At 61.8% G+C, this 21,256-nt stretch carries 19 protein-coding genes; 12 read left to right on the top strand and 7 right to left on the bottom strand.

Annotated elements, in window-relative coordinates; translation table 11 throughout:
* The first annotated feature begins 120 nt into the window (after positions 1-120).
* The 3 genes from mdh (at position 121) to sucD (ending at position 3,378) form a co-directional block, all read left to right on the top strand.
* Positions 121-1,086, top strand: coding sequence for a malate dehydrogenase (gene mdh, locus AB7951_RS28510; RefSeq protein ID WP_068730094.1), 966 nt, complete (start codon positions 121-123; stop codon positions 1,084-1,086).
* A gap of 206 nt (positions 1,087-1,292) precedes the next feature.
* Positions 1,293-2,489: an ADP-forming succinate--CoA ligase subunit beta gene (gene sucC, locus AB7951_RS28505; protein ID WP_089263274.1), complete on the top strand. Its 1,197-nt coding sequence runs from the start codon at positions 1,293-1,295 to the stop codon at positions 2,487-2,489.
* A gap of 4 nt (positions 2,490-2,493) precedes the next feature.
* The gene (gene sucD / locus AB7951_RS28500) at positions 2,494-3,378 is read left to right on the top strand and encodes a succinate--CoA ligase subunit alpha (protein WP_093757749.1); all 885 of its coding nucleotides are present in this window, start codon (positions 2,494-2,496) and stop codon (positions 3,376-3,378) included.
* Positions 3,379-3,508: 130 nt separating this feature from the next.
* On the opposite strand, the gene AB7951_RS28495 is transcribed toward sucD, so the two are convergent.
* The 3 genes from AB7951_RS28495 to AB7951_RS28485 form a co-directional block, all read right to left on the bottom strand.
* Positions 3,509-4,387: a rhodanese-like domain-containing protein gene (locus AB7951_RS28495; protein ID WP_120287619.1), complete on the bottom strand. Its 879-nt coding sequence runs from the start codon at positions 4,385-4,387 to the stop codon at positions 3,509-3,511.
* Positions 4,388-4,512: 125 nt separating this feature from the next.
* Positions 4,513-5,652, bottom strand: a complete 1,140-nt coding sequence (locus AB7951_RS28490) for an acyl-CoA dehydrogenase family protein (RefSeq protein WP_158596731.1) — start codon at positions 5,650-5,652, stop codon at positions 4,513-4,515.
* Between the two features lie 69 nt (positions 5,653-5,721).
* Positions 5,722-6,264: an OsmC family protein gene (locus tag AB7951_RS28485; RefSeq protein WP_120287621.1), complete on the bottom strand. Its 543-nt coding sequence runs from the start codon at positions 6,262-6,264 to the stop codon at positions 5,722-5,724.
* A 236-nt stretch (positions 6,265-6,500) separates the two neighbouring features.
* On the opposite strand from AB7951_RS28485, the gene AB7951_RS28480 reads away from it, so the two are divergent.
* The 8 genes from AB7951_RS28480 to AB7951_RS28445 all read left to right on the top strand — a co-directional run bounded on the left by AB7951_RS28480 (position 6,501) and on the right by AB7951_RS28445 (position 15,803).
* Positions 6,501-7,184 carry a TetR/AcrR family transcriptional regulator gene (locus tag AB7951_RS28480; protein ID WP_120287622.1) on the top strand — a complete coding sequence of 228 codons (684 nt, stop codon included), beginning with the start codon at positions 6,501-6,503 and terminating at the stop codon, positions 7,182-7,184.
* Positions 7,185-7,358: 174 nt separating this feature from the next.
* Positions 7,359-10,316 (top strand): 2-oxoglutarate dehydrogenase E1 component, encoded by a 2,958-nt coding sequence (locus tag AB7951_RS28475; RefSeq protein ID WP_120287623.1) that lies wholly within the window; start codon positions 7,359-7,361, stop codon positions 10,314-10,316.
* Between the two features lie 116 nt (positions 10,317-10,432).
* Positions 10,433-11,677 (top strand): 2-oxoglutarate dehydrogenase complex dihydrolipoyllysine-residue succinyltransferase, encoded by a 1,245-nt coding sequence (gene odhB, locus AB7951_RS28470; RefSeq protein WP_120287624.1) that lies wholly within the window; start codon positions 10,433-10,435, stop codon positions 11,675-11,677.
* Between the two features lie 12 nt (positions 11,678-11,689).
* The gene (locus AB7951_RS28465; RefSeq protein ID WP_120287625.1) at positions 11,690-12,121 is read left to right on the top strand and encodes a VOC family protein; all 432 of its coding nucleotides are present in this window, start codon (positions 11,690-11,692) and stop codon (positions 12,119-12,121) included.
* Positions 12,118-12,864 carry an SDR family oxidoreductase gene (locus AB7951_RS28460; RefSeq protein ID WP_120287626.1) on the top strand — a complete coding sequence of 249 codons (747 nt, stop codon included), beginning with the start codon at positions 12,118-12,120 and terminating at the stop codon, positions 12,862-12,864. The genes AB7951_RS28465 and AB7951_RS28460 overlap by 4 nt, the downstream gene beginning before the upstream one ends.
* 45 nt (positions 12,865-12,909) lie before the next feature.
* On the top strand, positions 12,910-14,313 hold the full coding sequence (lpdA, locus tag AB7951_RS28455; protein WP_120287627.1) for a dihydrolipoyl dehydrogenase: 1,404 nt from the start codon (positions 12,910-12,912) through the stop codon (positions 14,311-14,313).
* Between the two features lie 38 nt (positions 14,314-14,351).
* Positions 14,352-14,882 (top strand): hypothetical protein, encoded by a 531-nt coding sequence (locus tag AB7951_RS28450; protein WP_068730456.1) that lies wholly within the window; start codon positions 14,352-14,354, stop codon positions 14,880-14,882.
* Between the two features lie 27 nt (positions 14,883-14,909).
* Positions 14,910-15,803, top strand: coding sequence for an alpha/beta fold hydrolase (locus AB7951_RS28445; RefSeq protein ID WP_439062694.1), 894 nt, complete (start codon positions 14,910-14,912; stop codon positions 15,801-15,803).
* Positions 15,804-15,807: 4 nt separating this feature from the next.
* On the opposite strand, the gene AB7951_RS28440 is transcribed toward AB7951_RS28445, so the two are convergent.
* From AB7951_RS28440 to AB7951_RS28430, 3 genes are all read right to left on the bottom strand, one after another.
* On the bottom strand, positions 15,808-16,398 hold the full coding sequence (locus AB7951_RS28440) for a DUF4337 domain-containing protein (protein ID WP_089263255.1): 591 nt from the start codon (positions 16,396-16,398) through the stop codon (positions 15,808-15,810).
* A gap of 102 nt (positions 16,399-16,500) precedes the next feature.
* Positions 16,501-17,484 (bottom strand): tyrosine recombinase XerC, encoded by a 984-nt coding sequence (locus AB7951_RS28435; protein ID WP_120287628.1) that lies wholly within the window; start codon positions 17,482-17,484, stop codon positions 16,501-16,503.
* An 84-nt stretch (positions 17,485-17,568) separates the two neighbouring features.
* Positions 17,569-18,201 (bottom strand): carboxymuconolactone decarboxylase family protein, encoded by a 633-nt coding sequence (locus tag AB7951_RS28430; RefSeq protein ID WP_439060180.1) that lies wholly within the window; start codon positions 18,199-18,201, stop codon positions 17,569-17,571.
* A gap of 144 nt (positions 18,202-18,345) precedes the next feature.
* Between AB7951_RS28430 and AB7951_RS28425 the strand changes: the two genes are divergently transcribed.
* Complete coding sequence (locus tag AB7951_RS28425; protein WP_120287629.1) at positions 18,346-20,544, top strand: primosomal protein N'; 2,199 nt, start codon at positions 18,346-18,348, stop codon at positions 20,542-20,544.
* A gap of 190 nt (positions 20,545-20,734) precedes the next feature.
* Here AB7951_RS28425 and AB7951_RS28420 read toward each other — a convergent pair whose 3' ends face one another.
* Entirely contained in the window at positions 20,735-21,226 is a 492-nt protein-coding gene (locus AB7951_RS28420) for a septal ring lytic transglycosylase RlpA family protein (RefSeq protein ID WP_089263249.1), read from the bottom strand.
* Positions 21,227-21,256 lie beyond the last annotated feature (30 nt).

Raw genomic sequence — 21,256 nt, 5'->3', positions numbered from 1 at the left:
AGGCCGGCGCTCGACAATTGGGCAGGCTCCGACTTGAACGGTGTCCGCGAAAGGGATAACCAGCCTGTCAGCATTTCCTGCTCCCTCCCTACCCCTTCGGGCTTAAAGGATAGATTTCCCATGGCGCGTAACAAAATCGCATTGATTGGTTCTGGTCAGATCGGCGGAACACTTGCTCACCTCGTCGGCCTGAAAGAACTCGGCGACGTCGTGATGTTCGACATTGCGGAAGGTGTGCCGCAGGGCAAATCGCTCGATCTCGCGCAGTCCTCACCGGTCGACGGCTTCGACTCCAAGCTGACCGGCGCCAACTCCTATGAGGCGATCGAAGGTTCGGACGTCATCATCGTCACCGCCGGCGTGCCGCGCAAGCCGGGCATGAGCCGCGACGACTTGCTCTCGATCAACCTCAAGGTGATGGAGCAGGTTGGCGCAGGCATCAAGAAGTACGCCCCGAATGCCTTCGTCATCTGCATCACAAACCCGCTCGATGCGATGGTCTGGGCGCTGCAGAAGGCTTGCGGCCTGCCGGCAAACAAGGTCGTCGGCATGGCCGGCGTGCTGGACTCGGCGCGCTTTCGCTACTTCCTGGCCGATGAATTCAATGTGTCGGTCGAAGACGTCACCGCTTTCGTGCTCGGTGGCCACGGCGACACCATGGTTCCGCTGGTCAAGTATTCGACCGTTGCCGGCATCCCGCTGCCCGACCTCGTGAAGATGGGCTGGACCTCGCAGGCCCGCATCGACGAAATCGTCGACCGTACCCGTAACGGCGGCGCCGAGATCGTCAACCTGCTGAAGACCGGTTCGGCCTTCTACGCTCCGGCCGCTTCGGCCATCGCGATGGCCGAGAGCTACCTCAAGGACAAGAAGCGCGTTCTGCCCTGCGCCGTGCACCTGAACGGTGAATACGGCGTCAAGGACATGTATGTCGGCGTTCCCGTCGTGATCGGCGCCAAGGGTGTCGAGCGCATCGTCGAGATCGAACTCCTCGGCAAGGACAAGGAAGGCTTCGACAAGTCGGTAGCTTCGGTGGTCGGCCTGATGGACGCCTGCAAGAAGATCGCACCCGACCTGCTCGGCTAAGATCAAGCTCACTTCACCGGCACCCTCTGGGTGCCGGTTTTGCATTTGACGACGTTGGCAAACACTGCAACGAACCCCTCAGCCAATTCGTCCGTCACACGGAATTATCGTCGGCTTTGACTTGCAGCATGCTTGGTATACGGTATGCCAGTTCAAAGAAAATGACGTGAATTCCAAGTTCACCATCCGGGGTTCGGGAGCAACTTATGAATATCCATGAATATCAGGCGAAGGCCGTGCTGAAGGAATTCGGCGTGCCCGTTTCCAAGGGCGTGCCAATCCTCAAGGCCGAGGAAGCTGAAGCTGCCGCCAAACAGCTCGGCGGTCCGTTGTGGGTGGTGAAGAGCCAGATCCACGCCGGCGGCCGCGGCAAGGGCAAGTTCAAGGAAGCATCGGCCGGCGACAAGGGCGGCGTCCGCCTCGCCAAATCGATCGACGAGACCAAGCAGTTCGTCAAGGAAATGCTCGGCGCGACCCTCGTGACCGAACAGACCGGCCCCGCGGGCAAGCAGGTCAACCGGATCTATCTGGAAGACGGCTCGGACATCGAAAAGGAATTCTACCTCTCGCTGCTCGTCGACCGTGAAACCTCGCGCGTTGCTTTCGTCGTCTCGACCGAAGGCGGCATGAACATCGAGGAAGTCGCGCATAACACCCCGGACAAGATCGTGACCTTCTCGGTCGATCCGGCCACCGGCGTGATGGGCCACCACGGCCGCACCGTGGCTCAGGCGCTTGGCCTCAAGGGCGATCTCGCCAAGCAGGCCGAGAAGCTGGTGTCGCAGCTCTACACCGCATTCATCGCCAAGGACATGGACATGCTGGAGATCAATCCGCTGATCATCTCCAAGCAGGGCGAGCTGAAGTGCCTCGATGCCAAGATGTCGTTCGACTCGAACGCGCTGTATCGTCACCCGGAAATCGTCGCGCTGCGCGACACGACCGAAGAAGACGCCAAGGAAATCGAGGCGTCGAAATATGACCTCGCTTACATCGCGCTCGACGGCACCATCGGCTGCATGGTCAACGGCGCGGGCCTCGCAATGGCCACGCTCGACATCATCAAGCTGTATGGCGAAAGCCCGGCCAACTTCCTCGACGTCGGTGGCGGTGCTTCCGAGGAGAAGGTGACCGCAGCGTTCAAGATCATCACTGCCGATCCGAACGTGAAGGGCATCCTGGTCAACATCTTCGGCGGCATTATGAAATGCGACGTCATCGCTGCCGGCGTTGTCGCCGCAGTGAAGGCTGTCGGCCTCCAGGTGCCACTGGTTGTCCGCCTCGAAGGTACCAATGTCGAGGAAGGCAAGAAGATCATCCGTGAATCCGGTCTCAACGTTCTGCCCGCCGACGATCTCGACGACGCCGCTCAGAAGATCGTCAACGCCGTGAAGGGAAAGTAAGCCGATGTCCGTCCTGATCGACAAGAACACCAAGGTCATCTGCCAGGGCTTTACCGGCAAGAACGGCACCTTCCACTCCGAACAGGCGATTGCCTACGGCACCAAGATGGTCGGCGGCACCTCGCCGGGCAAAGGCGGCTCCACCCATATCGGCCTGCCGGTGTTCGACACCGTGGCCGAGGCCCGCGACAAGACCGGCGCCGATGCGTCGGTGATCTATGTGCCGCCGCCGGGTGCTGCGGACGCGATCTGCGAAGCCATCGACGCGGAAATCCCGCTGATCGTCTGCATCACCGAAGGCATTCCGGTGCTCGACATGGTGCGCGTCAAGCGCTCGCTGTCCGGCTCCAAGTCACGCCTCATCGGGCCGAACTGCCCGGGCGTCGTCACCGCTGGCGAATCGAAGATCGGCATCATGCCGGCCAACATCTTCAAGCCCGGCAGCGTCGGCATCCTGTCGCGCTCCGGCACGCTGACCTATGAAGCCGTGTTCCAGACCACCCAGGCCGGCCTCGGCCAGAGCTCGGCGGTTGGCATCGGCGGCGATCCGGTCAAGGGCACCGAATTCATCGACGTGCTCGAGATGTTCCTGGCCGACCCCAAGACCACCTCGATCATCATGATCGGCGAAATCGGTGGTTCGGCGGAAGAGGACGCGGCACAGTTCATCAAGGACGAAGCCAAGCGCGGCCGCAAGAAACCGATGGTCGGCTTCATCGGCGGCGTCACCGCACCTCCCGGCCGTCGCATGGGCCACGCCGGCGCCATCGTGTCGGGCGGCAAGGGTGACGCCCAGTCGAAGATCGCAGCCATGGAAGCCGCCGGCATCCGCGTCTCGCCGTCGCCGGCCCGCCTCGGCACCACGCTGGTGGATGTGCTGAAGGGCTAAGCTGAGCTCAAAAGCGCTGAGAATGAGAAAGGCCCGCTCGTGAGAGCGGGCCTTTTGTTTTGACACGCTGACTGGATCGCCCGGTCAAAGCGCGCAATTGCGCGCCCGGCCGGGCGAGGACAATGGAGTTCTACGCCGCCTGCGCCTGCTTCTCGCCAACCAGCGGCAAACCTTCCTCGATTGGATACTTCGTATCGCGCGACCATTCGTTCCACGAACCAAAATACATCCGGACATCAGCCACGCCGGCGTTCTTTAGCGCGAGAAACGTGTTCGACGCGCGTGCGCCCTTGAAGCAGTAAAGATAGACAGTGGTCGACGGCGTGATGCCGACAGTGGCGCATTCGGCGAGAATCTCGTTCTTCGACTTGAAGCGCGGACCTTCCGACGTCGGTTTCATCATGCGGTACCACTCGATCCAGACCGCGCCGGGAATGCGGCCCATACGCGGGCAGAAATCCTTGCCATAGGGCGACGAGCTTTCGCCGATCCATTCATCGACATCGCGCACGTCGAGGATCGCGATCGACGGATTGTCGAGTGCGGCCTGCATGGTGGCCGCGTCGATCAGGATCGAACCGGCTTCCGACTTGATCGCGAAGGATGCTGCTGTCGGCGTCGGAACATCCGTGGTGGTCGGCAGGCCCTTCATGGTCCAGGCTTCAAAGCCGCCATGCAGAACCTTGATCCTGGGATAGCCGAGAAACTCCAGCAGGAAGTAGCCGCGGCAGGACTGGCCGAAGCCCGAATTCATCGACTGTTCGTAGATCACCGCAGTCTCGCTGCCGGACAGGCCGGCACCGCCGAAGGCCGCCGCGAACTTCTTCTTCAGCTCGTCCATGCCTTCCGGCGTCGAGGTGGCGAGGAACGTAAAGATCTCATGGAGATTGACGGCGCCGGGGATATGCCCGGCCGCATAGGCGTCGGGATTGCGCGTGTCGATGATGACACAAGGTTCTGACTTCATGAACGTGACGAGGTCGTCTGCGGAAATGAGAACTTCAGCCATTGAAAGCCTCCACTGTGTTGAACCGTCGTTGTTGAGTCGTTTGTGCTGGATCGCCTGTCGTTTCACCGTGACTTAAGTCAATTCGCTTTCCGTTCGCGTGATCGGGATCATTTGCATGATCGGGATCACGCCCCGCCCTGGTCTCCCTGATATTCGCGCGCATTGTCTGCGAGCATTTTTCTGAGCTGCTTGGTGGCGGGGGTGACGATCGCCACGAAATAGGCTTCGCGCAGTCGGCGCTGGGCGCGGTGCGATTTGAGATAGCCGCGCGCGCCACAATGCAGCATCGCTGCATGGGCTGCGGCGACGGCGGCGTCGCCGGCGCGCAGACGCAGTTCGACGACGCTACGCCAATAGGCATTGCTCGTGTCAAAGGGTGTGGCGGCGAGCATCATCGTCTCGGCCTCCATTTTCGCGAGAAGCCCGGCGAAATCCTCGGGCTGCTGCGGCAGGAAGCAATTGACGTGGGCGAGCGACGGCTTGACGCTATGCATGATAGCAACGCAATCGCGCACCAGCCCGAGGCCCATGCCCATCTGCATCAGGATGAACCCGGCGCGAATTCTCTTCACGAAAGGCATCGCCGGCGCCGCGAGCACCTGATCGTCTGGAATGAAGACGTCGCGAAATTGCACGGCGTAGGTGCCGGTGCCATCCATCGCGAGGAACGGCTTGCATGGCGTCAGCGAGAGATTCTCGTCGGCGCATTCGGCGAGGAACATCACCTTCTCGCCGGAGCCGTCATCGAGTTCGAAGATGGTGCCGAACATATGGTCGGGGCCGAGATTCGACACCCATGGCAGCGCACCGCGCACGATATAGCCGCCATCCGTGCGGCGACCTTTCAGCTTGAGCTTCTCGATGCCAAAGAAGCTCTTCATCGGATTGGAGAGGCCGGTGCCGCCGAGCAGTTTGCCGCTTGCGGCATCGCTCAGATACTTCGCCTTCAGCGCGGCGTTGTCGGAGTTGAGAATGTACCAGACCAGCGTGTTCTGGCACCACGCCATGAAGGCCGTGGAGCCGCAGGTCTCGCCGATGGTGGTGATGCCCGCGATGGTTTCACCGAGATCAGCATGTGCGGACCAGGCACCGACCTCCCCGAGACGGCGCAGCGCCCGATCGGGATAGATCGTGCCTTCATCGATCTCCAAAGCGATCGGTGAAAGATCCGTGCGCGCGACGGCGGCCATTCGTTCGACAAGCGACGGCGTGTCATCCGTCACCTCAACATCATCCGATTTCCGCAGCACTGCCGTCGTGGTCATGTCGATCTCCGTCACGCGCAAGGAAGAGAGAAGTTGCGGCCGCATCGCTGCGACCGCGCGACCTCACATTCAGGCAGAGACTTCGAGATTGACCGGACGCGTGAAGGTGTTGGCGACGGGCGACCACTTCTTGACATGATCGATCAGCGCATCGATCTCGGCCTGCGGAACGCCTTCGCATTCCATGTCGACCTTGATACGCACATCGGTAAAACCGACCGGCTTCTCGCTGATATCGCCGGTGCCCCAGACAGCTGTGATGTTGAGATCGCCTTCGAGCTGCAGTTCGAGTTTGTTGACGGTCCAGCCACGATGCACGGCATTGGCGTGCAGACCGACGGCGATGCAGGAGCCAAGCGCCGCCAATGACGCCTCTGACGGATTCGGCGCAGTGTCGTCGCCGAGCAGCGCCGGCGGCTCATCGACGATGTAAGGCGGCAGGTTGCGGATGTAGTTGGCGTGGCGGAACTTGCCCTCGGCCACCGTCTTGCACTTCAGCGTCTTGATGACATTGGGATTGGCTTTGCCGTTGGCGATCAGCTGTTCGAGCCCGCCTTTGTCGATCGGCGCAAGGCAGCCGGTCAGGGCGGTTTTGGCGGCAACAGCAGTCATTTGGTTTCTCCCTTGGACAATGGATAGATACAGAACGTTCTGTATCTTTGCAGAAAGCATGCCAGTGAGCGCGAAGCCTGAAAGCACCGCGATATCAGTTGGTTGGGTGAATGGCGCAAAATAGGTCGACGGCCAGACTGCCGCTTAACGCGCCAAGCCGGCGTTTGCCCGCTCGAATATTGGTCAGGAACCGATGATCGCTTGCACGTCGCGCGCGGCATGACATATGACAGGGCATGACCGATGCGATGCCGCAGGCCGTCGAAAGCAGTGTTCCGCAGGTGACGCCGCGCGAGCGGCTGATGGTCGCGGCGACAAGGCTGTTCTGCAAAAATGGCATCAATGCCACCGGTATCGACGCCATCGTCAGCGAGGCCGGCACGGCCAAAACCACGCTCTACAAGAACTTCAAATCCAAGGACGATCTGGTCGACGCCGTGCTCAGGGCTGAGAGCGAGACCTGGCGCGGCTGGTTCATTGCGGCCGTGGAACGCGCCAAAACCCCGCGCGAAAAGCTGGATTCGATCTTCCCCGCGCTGAAGAGCTGGTTTGCCGAAGAGACCTATTATGGCTGTGTTTTCATCAATGCAGTCGGCGAGCACGCCAAGGACGAGACCCGGCTGCGCGACATCACGATCCGGCATAAATCATTCATTCTCAAGCACATCTCCGGACTGGCCGAGGCCGCCGGCGCCAAGAAGCCGGACTTTCTCGCGCACCAGATCGGCCTCTTGATGGACGGCGCCATCGTCGCCGCCATGGTGACCCGCGATCCGACCGTGGCAGACGCCGCCGGCATGGCCGCCAATGCCCTGCTCGACGAGGCCTGCGGACCGCCCAAAATCCGCCGCACCCGACGCGCCGGACTGCAAGGCGGCGCCGCCGCTTTGGCCAAGGAAGACCTCAGTGTCGTCGACTGAAATCAGCGGACAAAATCTCGCGCACAAAGAATTGACGAAATATTCAGTTCTTCGTGCTTTTCAGGGCGCACATTCGGATTAAATAGGGTAGAAGCTCGCTCGACTTTAGGATGGTCCGGCAACCGGATCAGCCCTCGTTAAAATTTCCGCGCGATACCAAATCAGGACGCCATCATGTCTCGCCAGGACGCGAACGCCGCCTTTGCACTCTCCTCATTTCTGCAAGGCGCAAACGCCACTTACATCGACGAACTCTATGCCCGTTACGAAAAGGACCCCTCCTCGGTCGATGCCGAGTGGCAGGAGTTCTTCAAGAGCCTGAAGGACTCGCCCGCCGACGTTCAGAAGAACGCCGAAGGCCCGTCCTGGGAGAAGGCCAACTGGCCGCTGACGCCGAAGGACGACCTGACCTCCGCCATGGACGGCAACTGGGCCCAGGTCGAGAAGGTGATGAGTGCCAAGCTCGCCGCCAAGACCGCGCAGCCCGGTGCTGCCGCCCCGACCGGCGACATCAATCAGGCGACGCGCGATTCGGTGCGCGCCTTGATGCTGATCCGCGCCTTCCGCATGCGCGGCCATTTCCACGCCAATCTCGATCCGCTGGGCATCGAAGGCCAGAAGGATCACGAGGAACTCGATCCGCGCTCCTACGGCTTCACCGATGCCGACTACGACCGCAAGATCTTCCTCGATAACGTCATCGGCCTCGAATACGGCACGCTGCGTGAGATCGTTGCGATCCTGCAGCGCACCTACTGCCAGACCCTCGGCGTCGAGTTCATGCACATTTCCAACCGCGCGCAGAAGGCGTGGATCCAGGAACGTATCGAAGGCCCGGACAAGGAAATCAGCTTCACGCCGGAAGGCCGCCGCGCCATCCTCCAGAAGCTGGTCGAAGCCGACGGCTTCGAGAAGTTTTGCGACGTCAAGTTCACCGGTACCAAGCGCTTCGGCCTCGACGGCGGCGAATCACTGATCCCGGCGCTGGAACAGATCATCAAGCGCGGCGGCAGCCTGGGTGTCCGTGACATCGTCGTCGGCATGCCACATCGCGGTCGCCTCAATGTGTTGACCCAGGTGATGGGCAAGCCGCACCGCGCGCTGTTCCATGAATTCAAGGGCGGTTCGGCCAATCCGGACGAGGTCGAAGGCTCGGGTGACGTCAAGTATCACCTCGGCGCCTCGTCGGATCGCGAGTTCGACAACAACAATATCCACCTATCGCTGACGGCGAACCCGTCGCATCTTGAAATCGTCGATCCCGTGGTGCTCGGAAAGGTCCGCGCCAAGCAGGACCAGAATGGTGATCCACCGGACCAGCGTATTTCAGTGCTGCCGCTGCTGATGCATGGCGATGCGGCCTTCGCAGGTCAGGGTGTGGTTGCGGAATGCTTCGCGCTGTCGGACCTGAAGGGCTATCGCACCGGCGGTTCGATCCACTTCATCGTCAACAACCAGATCGGCTTCACCACCTATCCGCGTTACTCCCGTTCGTCGCCCTATCCGTCCGACGTTGCGAAGATGATCGATGCTCCGATCTTCCATGTGAACGGCGACGATCCGGAAGCGGTGGTGTTCGCCGCCAAGATCGCGATCGAGTTCCGGCAGAAGTTCCACAAGCCTGTCGTCATCGACATGTTCTGCTATCGCCGCCACGGCCATAACGAAGGCGACGAGCCGGCGTTCACCCAGCCGGTGATGTACAAGAAGATCGGCGCGCATCAGTCGACGCTGGATATCTATGCCAAGCGCATCATCGCCGATGGCGTGATGACCGAAGGCGAAGTCGACAAGGCGAAGGCCGACTGGCGCGCCCGTCTTGATGCCGAGCTCGAAGCCGGCGCCGGCTACAAGCCGAACAAGGCTGACTGGCTCGACGGCAAGTGGGCCGGCTTCAAATATGCCGACCAGGAGGAAGATCCCCGTCGCGGCGTGACCGGCGTCGACGTCAAGACGCTGAAGGAGATCGGCGCCAAGATCACCAAGGTGCCCGATGGTTTCCGCGTTCACCGCACGGTGCAGCGTTTCCTCGACACCCGCGCCAAGGCGATCGACAGTGGCGAAGGCATCGACTGGGCGACCGGCGAGGCGCTGGCATTCTGTACCCTGATGGAAGAAGGCCACCATGTCCGGCTGTCCGGCCAGGACTCGGAGCGCGGCACCTTCTCGCAGCGCCATTCGGTGCTGTTCGACCAGGAAGACGAAAGCCGCTACACGCCGTTCAACCACCTCAAGCCCGACCAGGGTCACTACGAGGTCATCAACTCGCTGCTGTCCGAAGAAGCCGTGCTCGGATTCGAATACGGCTACTCGCTGGCCGAGCCGAAGGCGCTGACCATCTGGGAAGCGCAGTTCGGCGACTTCGCCAACGGCGCACAGGTGCTGTTCGACCAGTTCATCTCCTCGGGCGAACGCAAGTGGCTGCGTATGTCGGGCCTCGTCTGCCTGCTGCCGCACGGCTATGAAGGCCAGGGCCCGGAGCATTCCTCCGCACGCCTTGAGCGTTTCCTGCAGATGTGCGCGGAAGACAACATGCAGGTGGTCTATCCGACCACTCCGGCCAACTACTTCCACATGCTGCGTCGTCAGTTGAAGCGTGAGATTCGCAAGCCGCTGATCGTCATGACGCCGAAGTCGCTGCTGCGCCACAAGCGTGCGGTGTCGAAGCTGAGCGAACTCGGCGCCGACACCTCGTTCCATCGCGTGTTGTTCGACGATGCGGAGAAGCTGCCGGACGAGAAGATCAAGCTCACTGCCGACAACAAGATCCGTCGCGTCGTGCTGTGCTCCGGCAAGGTCTATTACGACCTCTACGAGGAGCGCGAGAAGCGCGGCATCGACGACGTCTACCTGATGCGCATCGAGCAGCTCTATCCGGTGCCGCTGAAGACGCTGGTGCAGGAGTTGACCCGCTTCAAGGGTGCGGAATTCGTCTGGTGTCAGGAAGAGCCGCGCAACATGGGCGGCTGGCACTTCATCGAACCGTATCTTGAATGGGTGCTCAACCAGATCAACGCCACCCACAAGCGTCCGCGTTATGCCGGCCGCGCTGCTTCGGCAGCGACCGCCACCGGCCTGATGTCCAAGCATCTCGCCCAGCTCAAGGCCTTCCTCGACGAAGCGCTCGGCTAAGCCTCCATTCTATTGGCGAATGCCCCGCACCCGCGGGGCGTTCGCATATCCCCATCGATTTCAAGTTCAGGCAGGAATGACCGAGCGGGTCGCCACGCCACAAGAGGAAATAGACAATGACTGAAATTCGCGTTCCCACGCTCGGCGAATCCGTGACGGAAGCCACCATCGGCCGCTGGTTCAAGAAGGCCGGCGATGCCGTCGCCGTTGACGAGCCGTTGGTCGAACTCGAGACCGACAAGGTCACAATCGAAGTGCCCGCGCCGTCCGCTGGCGTGCTCGGCGAGATCGTTGCCAAGGACGGCGAGACCGTGGCCGTCGGCGCACTGCTCGGCCAGATCACCGATGGTGCCGTCGGCGCCAAGCCGGCTGCAGCTCCCGCGAAGCCCGCTGCCCCGGCTCCGGCCGCCGCACCCGCCGCTGCTACGCCTGCTCCCGCTCAAAAGTCTGCACCCGTCGATGCGCCGCTGGCGCCGTCGGTCCGCAAGATCTCGGCCGAGAGCGGCATCGATGCCGCCACCGTCCCCGGCTCGGGCAAGGATGGCCGCGTGACCAAGGGCGACATGCTCGCTGCGATCGAAAAGGCTGCGTCGGCACCCACGCCGATCAATCAGTCTGCCGCCGCCGTGCAGGTACGTGCGCCGTCACCCGCTGACGATGCTGCCCGCGAAGAGCGCGTGAAAATGACGCGCCTGCGTCAGACCATCGCGCGCCGCCTCAAGGACGTGCAGAACACCGCCGCGATGCTGACGACTTTCAACGAGGTCGACATGACCAACGTGATGGCGCTGCGCTCGCAGTACAAGGATGTGTTCGAGAAGAAGCACGGCACCAAGCTCGGCTTCATGGGCTTCTTCACCAAGGCCTGCGTGCAGGCGCTGAAGGATATTCCGGCCGTGAATGCCGAGATCGATGGCTCCGACCTGATCTACAAGAACTACTATCACGTCGGCGTTGCCGTTGGCACTGACAAGGGCCTCGTCGTTCCCGTGGTGCGCGACTGCGATACCAAGTCGATCTCCGACATCGAAAAGACCATTGCAGATTTCGGCAAGCGCGCCCGCGACGGCCAGCTCAAGATCGACGAAATGCAGGGTGGCACCTTCACCATCACCAATGGCGGCATCTACGGCTCGCTGATGTCGACGCCGATCCTGAACGCACCGCAGTCGGCCATCCTCGGCATGCACAAGATCCAGGAACGTCCGGTCGTGGTCGGCGGCAAGATCGAGATCCGCCCGATGATGTATCTGGCGGTGTCCTACGATCACCGCGTCATCGACGGCAAGGAAGCCGTGACATTCCTCGTTCGCGTCAAGGAAAGCCTGGAAGATCCGGCCCGTCTCGTTCTGGATCTCTAACCCGAGGTCGCCATGGCGTTCGGACCGAACCCTCCGCCAATTCAGGCCCACCTTTGCGTCAAGGGTGGGCTTGAAGCCATTGCCTTCTATGAGAAGGCGCTTGGCGCGAAGTGTTCGTTCCACGCAATGGCCGACGACGGCAAGCGGGTCATGCACGCCAATCTCGAAATGTTCGGCAGCGAAGTTATGCTGCATGACGAATTTCCCGAGTTTGGTGGCCACATCCTGTCGCCGCAGACCCGCGGCGGCGCCGGCATGACGATCAATATCAATCTGCCCAAGCCTGAAGATGTCGACGCCGCGATCGCCCGCGCGGAAACATCGGGAGCAGAAGTCGTGATGGCGCCTCAGGATGTTTTCTGGGGGGCCCGCTACGGCACCATTCGCGATCCGTTCGGACACATCTGGTCCTTCAACGCCGCACTCACCGGGAGCGACGCATGAGCGACAACGTCGTGATCATTACCGGCGGAAGCCGCGGCATCGGTCGTTCCACCGCGCTGCTGGCGGCCTCACGTGGCTTCAAGGTCGTCGTCGGCTATGCCAGCAACGAAGCCGCCGCCAACGAGGTCGTTTCGAAGATCGAAGCGACCAACGGCAAGGCCATCGCGGTGAAATGCGATGTCGGCTCCGAGGCTGACATTCTTGCGCTGTTCAAGGCAGCGGACGCCTTTGGTCCTCTCGGCGCCCTGGTCAACAATGCCGGCATTGTCGGCCCTTCCATCCGCGTCGATCAGATGACTGCCGAACGCATCGCCAACATGATGACGGTGAATGTCACCGGAAGCATTCTCTGCGCCCGCGAAGCCGTGAAACGGATGTCGACCAAGCATGGCGGCAAGGGTGGCGTCATCGTCAATCTGTCATCGGTAGCCGCCAAACTAGGTGCGCCGAACACCTATGTCGACTATGCCGCCTCGAAGGGCGCGATCGATTCCTTCACCATCGGATTGGGACACGAAGTCGCAGCCGAAGGCGTTCGCGTTGCCGGCATTCGGCCGGGTTTGATCGATACCGATATTCACGCGTCAGGCGGCGAGCCGGACCGCGCGCATCGTCTTTCCGTCAACGTACCGATGAAGCGCGTCGGCACTGCGGATGAAGTTGCCAATGCCATCGTCTGGTTACTGTCGGACGAGGCTTCTTACGTCACATCCACCATTATCGACGTGTCCGGTGGCCGCTGAGGCTCTGACACCCCATATCATCTGAAGACAATACAGGACTGCATCATGGCTTCTTACGACCTCGTTGTTATCGGCACCGGACCCGGCGGTTATGTCTGCGCGATTCGCGCGGCGCAGCTCGGCATGAAGGTCGCCGTCGTCGAGAAGAACAGCACGCTGGGCGGCACCTGCCTGAACATCGGCTGCATGCCCTCGAAGGCTTTGCTCTATTCGTCAGAGCTTTTTGAGGAAGCCGGCCACTCCTTCGCCAAGATGGGCATCAAGGTGTCCGCCCCGACGCTCGATCTTCCGGCGCTGATGAACTTCAAGCAGCAAGGCATCGACGGCAACGTCAAGGGTGTCGAATTCCTGATGAAGAAGAACAAGATCGACGTCGTGATGGGCACCGGCCGTGTGCTCGGCACCGGCAAGGTCGAAGTCAGCGGCGCCGACGGCAAGGCCCAGACGCTGGAGACAAAGAACATTGTCATCGCTACCGGCTCTGACGTCGCCAAGCTGAAGGGCATCGAGATCGACGAGAAGCGCATCGTGTCGTCGACCGGCGCACTGTCCCTCGACAAGGTGCCGGAGAAGATGATCGTGGTCGGCGCCGGCGTGATCGGCCTCGAACTCGGCTCGGTGTGGCGCCGCCTCGGCGCCGAAGTCACCGTCGTGGAATTCCTCGACCGTATCCTGCCCGGCATGGATGGCGAAGTCGCTAAGCAGTTCCAGCGCATGCTCGAGAAGCAGGGCATGACCTTCAAGCTCGGCGCCAAGGTCACCGGCGTCGATACGTCCGGTAAGAAACTGAAGGCGCAGATCGAGCCAGCCGCGGGCGGCGCTGCCGAGTCCATCGAAGCCGACGTGATTCTCGTGGCGATCGGCCGCGTCGCTTATACCGAAGCGCTTGGCCTCAAGGAAGCAGGTGTCGAGCTCGATGAACGCGGTCGCGTCAAGATCGACCATCACTTCTCGAGCAACGTGAAGGGCGTCTACGCTATCGGCGACGTCGTCGCGGGCCCGATGCTGGCGCACAAGGCGGAAGACGAAGGCGTTGCCTGCGCCGAGATTCTTGCAGGCCAAGCCGGTCATGTGAACTATGACGTGATCCCGGGCGTGGTCTACACCACGCCGGAAGTCGCCGCCGTCGGCAAGACCGAGGAAGAGCTCAAGGCTGCCGGTATCGCTTACAATGTCGGCAAGTTCCCGTTCACGGCCAATGGCCGCTCCAAGGTCAACCAGACCACCGATGGTTTCGTGAAGATTCTCGCAGATGCGAAGACCGATCGCGTGCTCGGCGTGCATATGATCGGCCGCGAAGTCGGCGAAATGATCCATGAAGCCTGCGTGCTGATGGAATTCGGCGGTTCCGCCGAAGATCTGGCCCGCACCTGCCATGCCCATCCGACCCGCTCCGAGGCGGTGAAGGAAGCTGCATTTGCAGTAGCCAAGCGCGCTATCCATATGTGAGTCACGGCCGGCGCGACGCCGGCTGGGAGACGAACGCCATGATGCGACGCGTGCTGCAGCCGCTATGGTTCTTCCTCGCTTTGATCTTCCTGATCGAAGCGTGGCTGTGGGATCATCTCGAACCGGTCGTCGCGCGCATCGTTGCAGCGATTCCGCTGCGCGCATTCAAGGAATGGCTGGCCGCGCGAATCGCGCGGCTGTCGCCAATGTTGACGCTGGTCGTGTTTGTTATTCCGGCGATCCTGCTGTTTCCGTTGAAACTGGCCGGCGCCTGGCTGCTTATGCATCAGTATTGGATCAGCGCTTTCGCGCTCATCGTGTTCAGCAAGTTTCTCGGCGTCGGCGTCGCCGCGTTCATCTTCGATGTGACACGGCCGAAGCTGTTGCAGATGAACTGGTTTCGGAAGCTCTACGAATTCGTTCTCGACATCCGCCGCCGGGCCGGCGAATTGGTCGCGCCTGTGACTGCAAGAATCAAGGCGACGATGGCGATGTTCCGCTCCAATTCATCGTCGCGTTGGATGCGGCTGGTACAACGGCTGCGTCATCGGGCGCATTCGGCGCGGTAGATCGAACGGGAGAACGACTTGGCTGAACTGGCACGCATCCAAACTCCCCTTCTCGATATTGCTTATGAACATAGCGGACCGAATGACGGCCTACCCGTCCTGCTGATGCATGGTTTTCCCTATGACATCAGAGGCTATGACGACGCGGTCGACATCATCAACGCTGCCGGCTTTCGTACCATCGTGCCCTATCTGCGTGGCTATGGGCCAACGCGGTTTCTTTCCAGTGCGACCATCCGCTCGGGGCAACAGGCTGCGCTCGGACAGGATCTGCTGGAGCTGATGGACGCGATGCGTATCGGCAAGGCTGTTGTCGCAGGCTATGACTGGGGCGGCCGCGCGGCCTGCGTCGTCTCTGCGCTATGGCCCGAACGCGTACACGGTCTCGTCAGTTGCACCGGCTACAACATCCAGGACCTGACGAATGCGGCGCGGCCATCCGCTCCCGAGCAGGAAGCGCGACAGTGGTATCAGTATTATTTCCATACCGAACGCGGCCGCAACGGCCTGATCCAGAACCGCGACGCACTAGCCAAACTGCTCTGGAAGATGTGGTCGCCCAGCTGGGCGTTCGACGACGCCACATTCGAGCGCTCGGCCTCGGCCTTCGACAACGATGACTTCGTTGATGTGGTCGTGCATTCCTACATGCACCGTACCGGCAGTGTTGCCGGCGATCCAAATTATGCTTTTCTGGAGACCCAGCTTGCGGCGCAGCCGAAGATCGATGTCCCGACTATCGTTCTGCACGGCGCTGACGATGGCGTTGGACCAGTAAAGAATTCCGAGAATCACGGCCAGTATTTTACGGGCCCTTACGAGCGCCGCGTCATCGCGGGCGTTGGCCACAATGTACCGCAGGAAGCGCCCAAGGCGTTTGCCGAAGCGGTCCTGCAGCTATGCCGGACCGCTTCGGCTTAAGTCGTTACATGAGATGAACCGCATGCGGCGCGAACAGGCCGATCGCCGTGAAGGCGACGCCGGCAACGGCCAGTGCACCTGATACCCAGGCCAGCGCGATCATGCCGGTGATGATCGTGGCCGATGCCAGCACGATGCCGATCTGGAATGCGGCGGAGGCCACTTCATAGTGATGATAACGCGCCATTGCGAGGTCGCGCGCATGCTCGGCTTCCTTGGCACGGGCAGCGAGCTGTTCGGAGCCTTCGCCGGTCTCCGGCTCGGAGCGATAACGATCCGCGGTCTTCTTCCAGTCGTCGATCTGCTTGGACAGTGCGGCCTTGGCGGCATCGTCACCCATCAGGCCGAGGCTGAGCCTGGCCTGATCTGACGTCGCCTGAACGACGGTGCGGCGGATGCTTTTGGCCTGGAAGAACGCCCAGAGGTTGGATGCCTCGACGTTCTTGCTGATAGATTCGGTTTGCGCACCCTTGCCGAGGGTTTCCGAGAACGCCAGAAACAGCGCGATCACGGCAATCAGTAGTGCAATATTCTTGTTCGAGCCGGATGCATGCTCGGCATGCTCCGCGTGCTCCATACTTTCGTGCGCGCCCATCGTAATCCCCTCCGGTTGGTCGATGTGTCGATTTGACCGAACCGCGGCGACTTCGCAAGGGGCAGCTCATGACACTTCTACTACAGCTGGGGCTTGCCTGGCCTACGCTCGCGGGTGTGCGGTCTTGTAGACCTCGAACAGCCGCTCGGTGTCGATGCCGGTATAGATCTGTGTGGTCGACAGCGAGGCATGACCGAGCAATTCCTGGATCGCGCGCAGGTCACCACCGCGGGTCAGCAGATGGGTGGCAAAGGAATGGCGCAGCGCGTGCGGCGTGGCGCTGTCGGGCAGGCCGAGCGCGCCGCGCATCCGCTCCATGGTCAACTGGATGATCCGAGGGCTAAGCGGCCCGCCGCGCGCGCCGACGAACATCGGGCCATCGGCAGGGAGCGGATGCGGACACTGCGCGGCGTAGTCGGCGATGAGCTCCAGCACATTATGCAGCACCGGCACCATACGGGTCTTGTTACCCTTGCCGTTGACGATCAGCACATCGCCCGCGCCGGCTGCCGGCACGTCGCGGCGCTTCAGGCCAAGTGCTTCGGAGATACGCAAGCCGGACCCGTAGAGCAGCGCCATCACCGCGGCATCGCGCGCCCAGATCCACGGATCGCGATTTTCGCCCGCGCGCTCATCCGCATCGGCCAGGCGTTTGGCCGAGACCATCTGCAACGGCTTCGGCAGGCTCTTGCCGATTTTGGGCGCGCGTATCGCTGACAGCGCACCGACGTTGCCTTTGCCTTCACGCTCCAGAAATCGCCCGAACGACCGCAGACCAGCCAGCGCCCGCATCAGCGAGCGGCCGCCGATGTCGTCGCTACGCCGTGCCGCCATGAAGGCACGGACATCGCTGGTTTCCAGTTTGGCGAAACGCGGCAGCGAGACGAGCGCGCCCCAGTGTTCGGCGAGAAATGTCAGAAACTGCCGGACGTCCCGCGCATAAGCCTCCAGCGTCTTCGGCGACAGCCGTCGCTCGGCACGCAAATGCGACAGCCAGCGCGTCATTTGCAGCGAGACATCAGCATCGGCGCAAATGAGATCGATAGGTGCGGGTGCGTTTGGTTTTTTGTCGGAAAGCTTGGCCATCGGAATGCCTTGCGGTTCGCCATGCGCGAACGGGCGGAGATTATCACACCCTGCTCGTTTCACTTTGGTGAACCGCCGGCATCGTCAATCCGGGAACCGCTTCAGGGGCTCCGCGACACCGGCCGGGAGGCCTGTTCGCGCTGCATTCATGGCCATGGCCAGGAAGGTGTAATAGCCATTGATCCCGAGCAGATCGATAACACCCTGCTCGCCGAATTTGGCGACGGCCTTGTTCCAGGTCGGATCACTCACGCGTTTGGTGCGCTGGATCTCGATCGACATGTCGTAGGCGGCCTCTTCGTCCTCGGCCATGCCAACAGGACGCCGGCCATCGGCAATCGCATCGGCGATGTCGTTGCGCAAGCCGGCCTTGATCGCGATGTCATGATGCGCAACCCACTCATATTGCTGGGTCCATTCGCGTGCGGTGATCAGGATGATCATTTCGCTGAGCCGCGGCGCCAGTGCGCTCTTGAACCTGAGATGATCGCCCATCGCCTTGGCGCGCAGCATGACTTCCGGGCTGCGAATCAGCGGCACGAAGGGGCCACGGACCTCGTAGCCCCGGCCGCCGGCGAACTCCTCGGCAGCTTTCTTCTGCGCTTCGGTGTATTTGTCGGCCGGGATCGGCGGCATCCGGTCCTGTGCCCGTGCGGGGATGGCGGTAACTGACAGCACGAGAAGTGAGGCTAGAGTCCCGGCGAGCTTGTGGCGCATGATGTTTCTCCCTGCGGGTTCTTGTTCTCGTTTCATTGTCGTGGCGGCCGATCGGTCATAAGACCGGCCATCCGGCGGACACTGGTCCGGACCGCACCGCGAGCTTAGGTTAGCGGATACCCCAATTCGAGTCTGATTCCGCCGATGGACGAAGCTGCGCGCACCAAAACATCGTCTGGCGTCGTTGACGTGCTGGTGCCGGTCGCGCTGAACCAGGCTTATTCCTATCGCGTGCCCCGTGGCCTCGACCTGCAGCCCGGCGATGTCGTCAGCGTACCGCTCGGCGCCCGCGAGGTGATCGGCGTGGTCTGGGCAGAAAATGCCAATCCCGACCCCCGCCTGCACAATCGCCTGAAAGAGGTTGGCGAGAAATTCAATGTCCCCCCGCTGAAGCAGGAATTGCGCAGCCTGGTCGACTGGGTGGCGAATTACACTTTGTCCGCGCGCGGCATGGTCATGAAGATGACTCTGCGGATGGGCGAGCACCTCGGCCCGGAGCGGGTGCGCATGGGCGTCCGCCTGGTCGGCGAAGTGCCCAAGCGCATGACCTCGGCACGCGCACGGCTGATCGAGATCCTGTCGGACGGCCTGCTGCACGCGAAGTCTGAGGCAGCCAAGGAGGCCGGCGTCAGCGCAGGCGTAATCGACGGCCTCGTCGATGAAGGCACGCTTGCTATTGAAGCCATGCCCCGCGCGCTACCGCCGCCAGCGCCTGATCCCACCTTCGCCGAACCGGACTTTTCAAACGATCAGGCCGTCGCGGCCGAGGCGATGCGGACCTTCGCCGCCAAGGGGGATTTTCACGCCGCTTTGCTCGACGGCGTCACCGGCTCCGGCAAGACCGAGGTCTATTTCGAGGCGGTTGCCGAGGTGATCAGGCGCGGCGAACAGGTGCTGATCCTGATGCCCGAAATTGCGCTGACGGGGCAATTCCTGGAGCGCTTCTCAAAACGCTTCGGCGTGCGGCCGCTGGAGTGGCATTCCGAACTGACACCGCGCACCCGCGCGCGCAACTGGGCGTCGATCGCCAATGGCGAGGCCCATGTCATCGTCGGTGCGCGTTCGGCGCTGTTTCTGCCTTACGCGAAACTCGGCCTGATCATCGTCGATGAGGAACATGACCAAGCCTACAAGCAGGACGAAGGCGCGCATTACCACGCCCGCGACATGGCAGTGGTGCGGGCGTCGATCGCCAAAATTCCCATCGTGCTGGCCTCGGCGACACCGTCGGTCGAGTCCGAGGTCAACGCGCGCAAGGGACGCTATCAGCGCATCGCGTTGCCCTCACGCTTCGGCGGTCAGCACATGCCGCATATCGAGGCCATCGACCTGCGCCGCGAAGGGCCGATGCGCGGCCGCTTCATTGCGCCGCGCCTCGCCGAAAAGATCCAGATCGCCATCGAGCGCAAGGAACAGGCGCTGCTGTTCCTCAATCGCCGCGGCTATGCGCCGCTGACGTTATGCCGCGGCTGCGGACACCGGTTTGCCTGCACCATCTGCGATGCCTGGCTGGTCGATCATCGCTTTCGCCAGCGGCTTGTCTGTCACCACTGCGGCTTCTCGATGCATCGTCCGCATCAATGCCCGCATTGCCAGGCCGAGGAATCGCTGGTCGCTGTCGGCCCGGGCGTCGAGCGCTTGCAGGAGGAAGCGGCGAGCCTGTTTCCGGATGCACGCACCATGGTGCTGTCGAGCGACCTTATTACGTCGATCGATGCGATGCGCACGGAACTGGCCGAAATCGCCGAAGGCCGTGTCGATGTCATCATCGGCACGCAACTCGTGGCCAAGGGTCATAACTTCCCGCGGCTCAATCTGGTCGGCGTCATCGACGCCGATCTGGGCCTCGGTAATGGCGATCCGCGCGCCGCGGAGCGCACCTATCAGATGCTCAATCAGGTCATCGGCCGCGCCGGACGTGAACAGGGCCGCGGCGTCGGCTATCTGCAGACCCATCAGCCGGAACATCCGGTGATGAAGGCGTTGATCGCAAACGATCGCGAAGCGTTTTATGCCAGCGAGATCGAGGCGCGCGAGCGCGCGGGCTATCCGCCCTTCGGACGGCTGGCGAGCCTGATCATCTCAGGCGGCGACCGGCCAACCACGGAGGGCTACGCGCGCAAGCTCGCCGCCGTGGCGCCGATCGACGAGCGCATCATGGTGCTCGGCCCCGCCGAAGCACCGCTCGCCGTGATCAAAGGTCGCTATCGCTTCCGACTGCTGGTGAAGTCGGCGCGCAATGTCGACCTGTCGCACTATCTCCGCGACTGGCTGGCGCACGGCCCAAAGCCTACAGGCAACCTAAAGCTCGAAGTCGATGTCGATCCGCAGAGCTTTCTTTGAGCTTCGTCATTCCGGAAGGCTCACTCTTGTGAGCGAACCTGGAATGACGGTGTGAATTGACAACGCAAAAACAGAAAAAGCCTGCTGTCTTTTGATGACAGCAGGCTCTTTTACTCAACGCTTACTCTACTCAATACACACACAACGCTACTGAACTTGGAAGATCAGGGACGCGACGCGTTTGTCTTGCTTACATGACTTCCGCAACGACACGGCCAACACCGCGGCCGGTCAAACCGATCGCGCTGGCTGCGCCTTTCGACAGGTCGAGTACGCGGCCACGAATGAACGGGCCGCGATCGTTGACGGTGACAACAACGCTGCGACCGCCATGGGTCACGCGCAGCTTGGTGCCGAACGGCAGCGAACGATGCGCGGCAGTCATCGCATTCTGATTGAAGCGCTGACCCGACGCAGTGCGGCTGCCGGACTCATTGCCGTAATAGGACGCAACACCTGAGAAGCTGCGGCCGCCGGTCGAAGGCGCGATCGACGCATTGGCATCGAACAGCGACGGCGAAGCCTTGGCGACGTGATGGTGCTTGTGGTGATGGCGATGGTGCCGGGATTTGGCCGAAGCCTCAGAAACCGTTCCCCCGAGAACAAGAGCGGCAGTCATGACAGCGATTGCCGTACGCGGCCGGGCGATAGCGCCCAGCGTCGATTTTCCGTAACGCAGCATAAGTTGTTGTCCCTCAGACAGTATTGCCAC

Origin of the sequence: Tardiphaga sp. 285_C5_N1_2 (assembly GCF_052076065.1) — a bacterium.
Classification (GTDB): domain Bacteria; phylum Pseudomonadota; class Alphaproteobacteria; order Rhizobiales; family Xanthobacteraceae; genus Tardiphaga; species Tardiphaga robiniae.
Note: the sequence above shows the minus strand (reverse complement) of the source record. Positions and strands in the feature narration are given on the sequence as shown.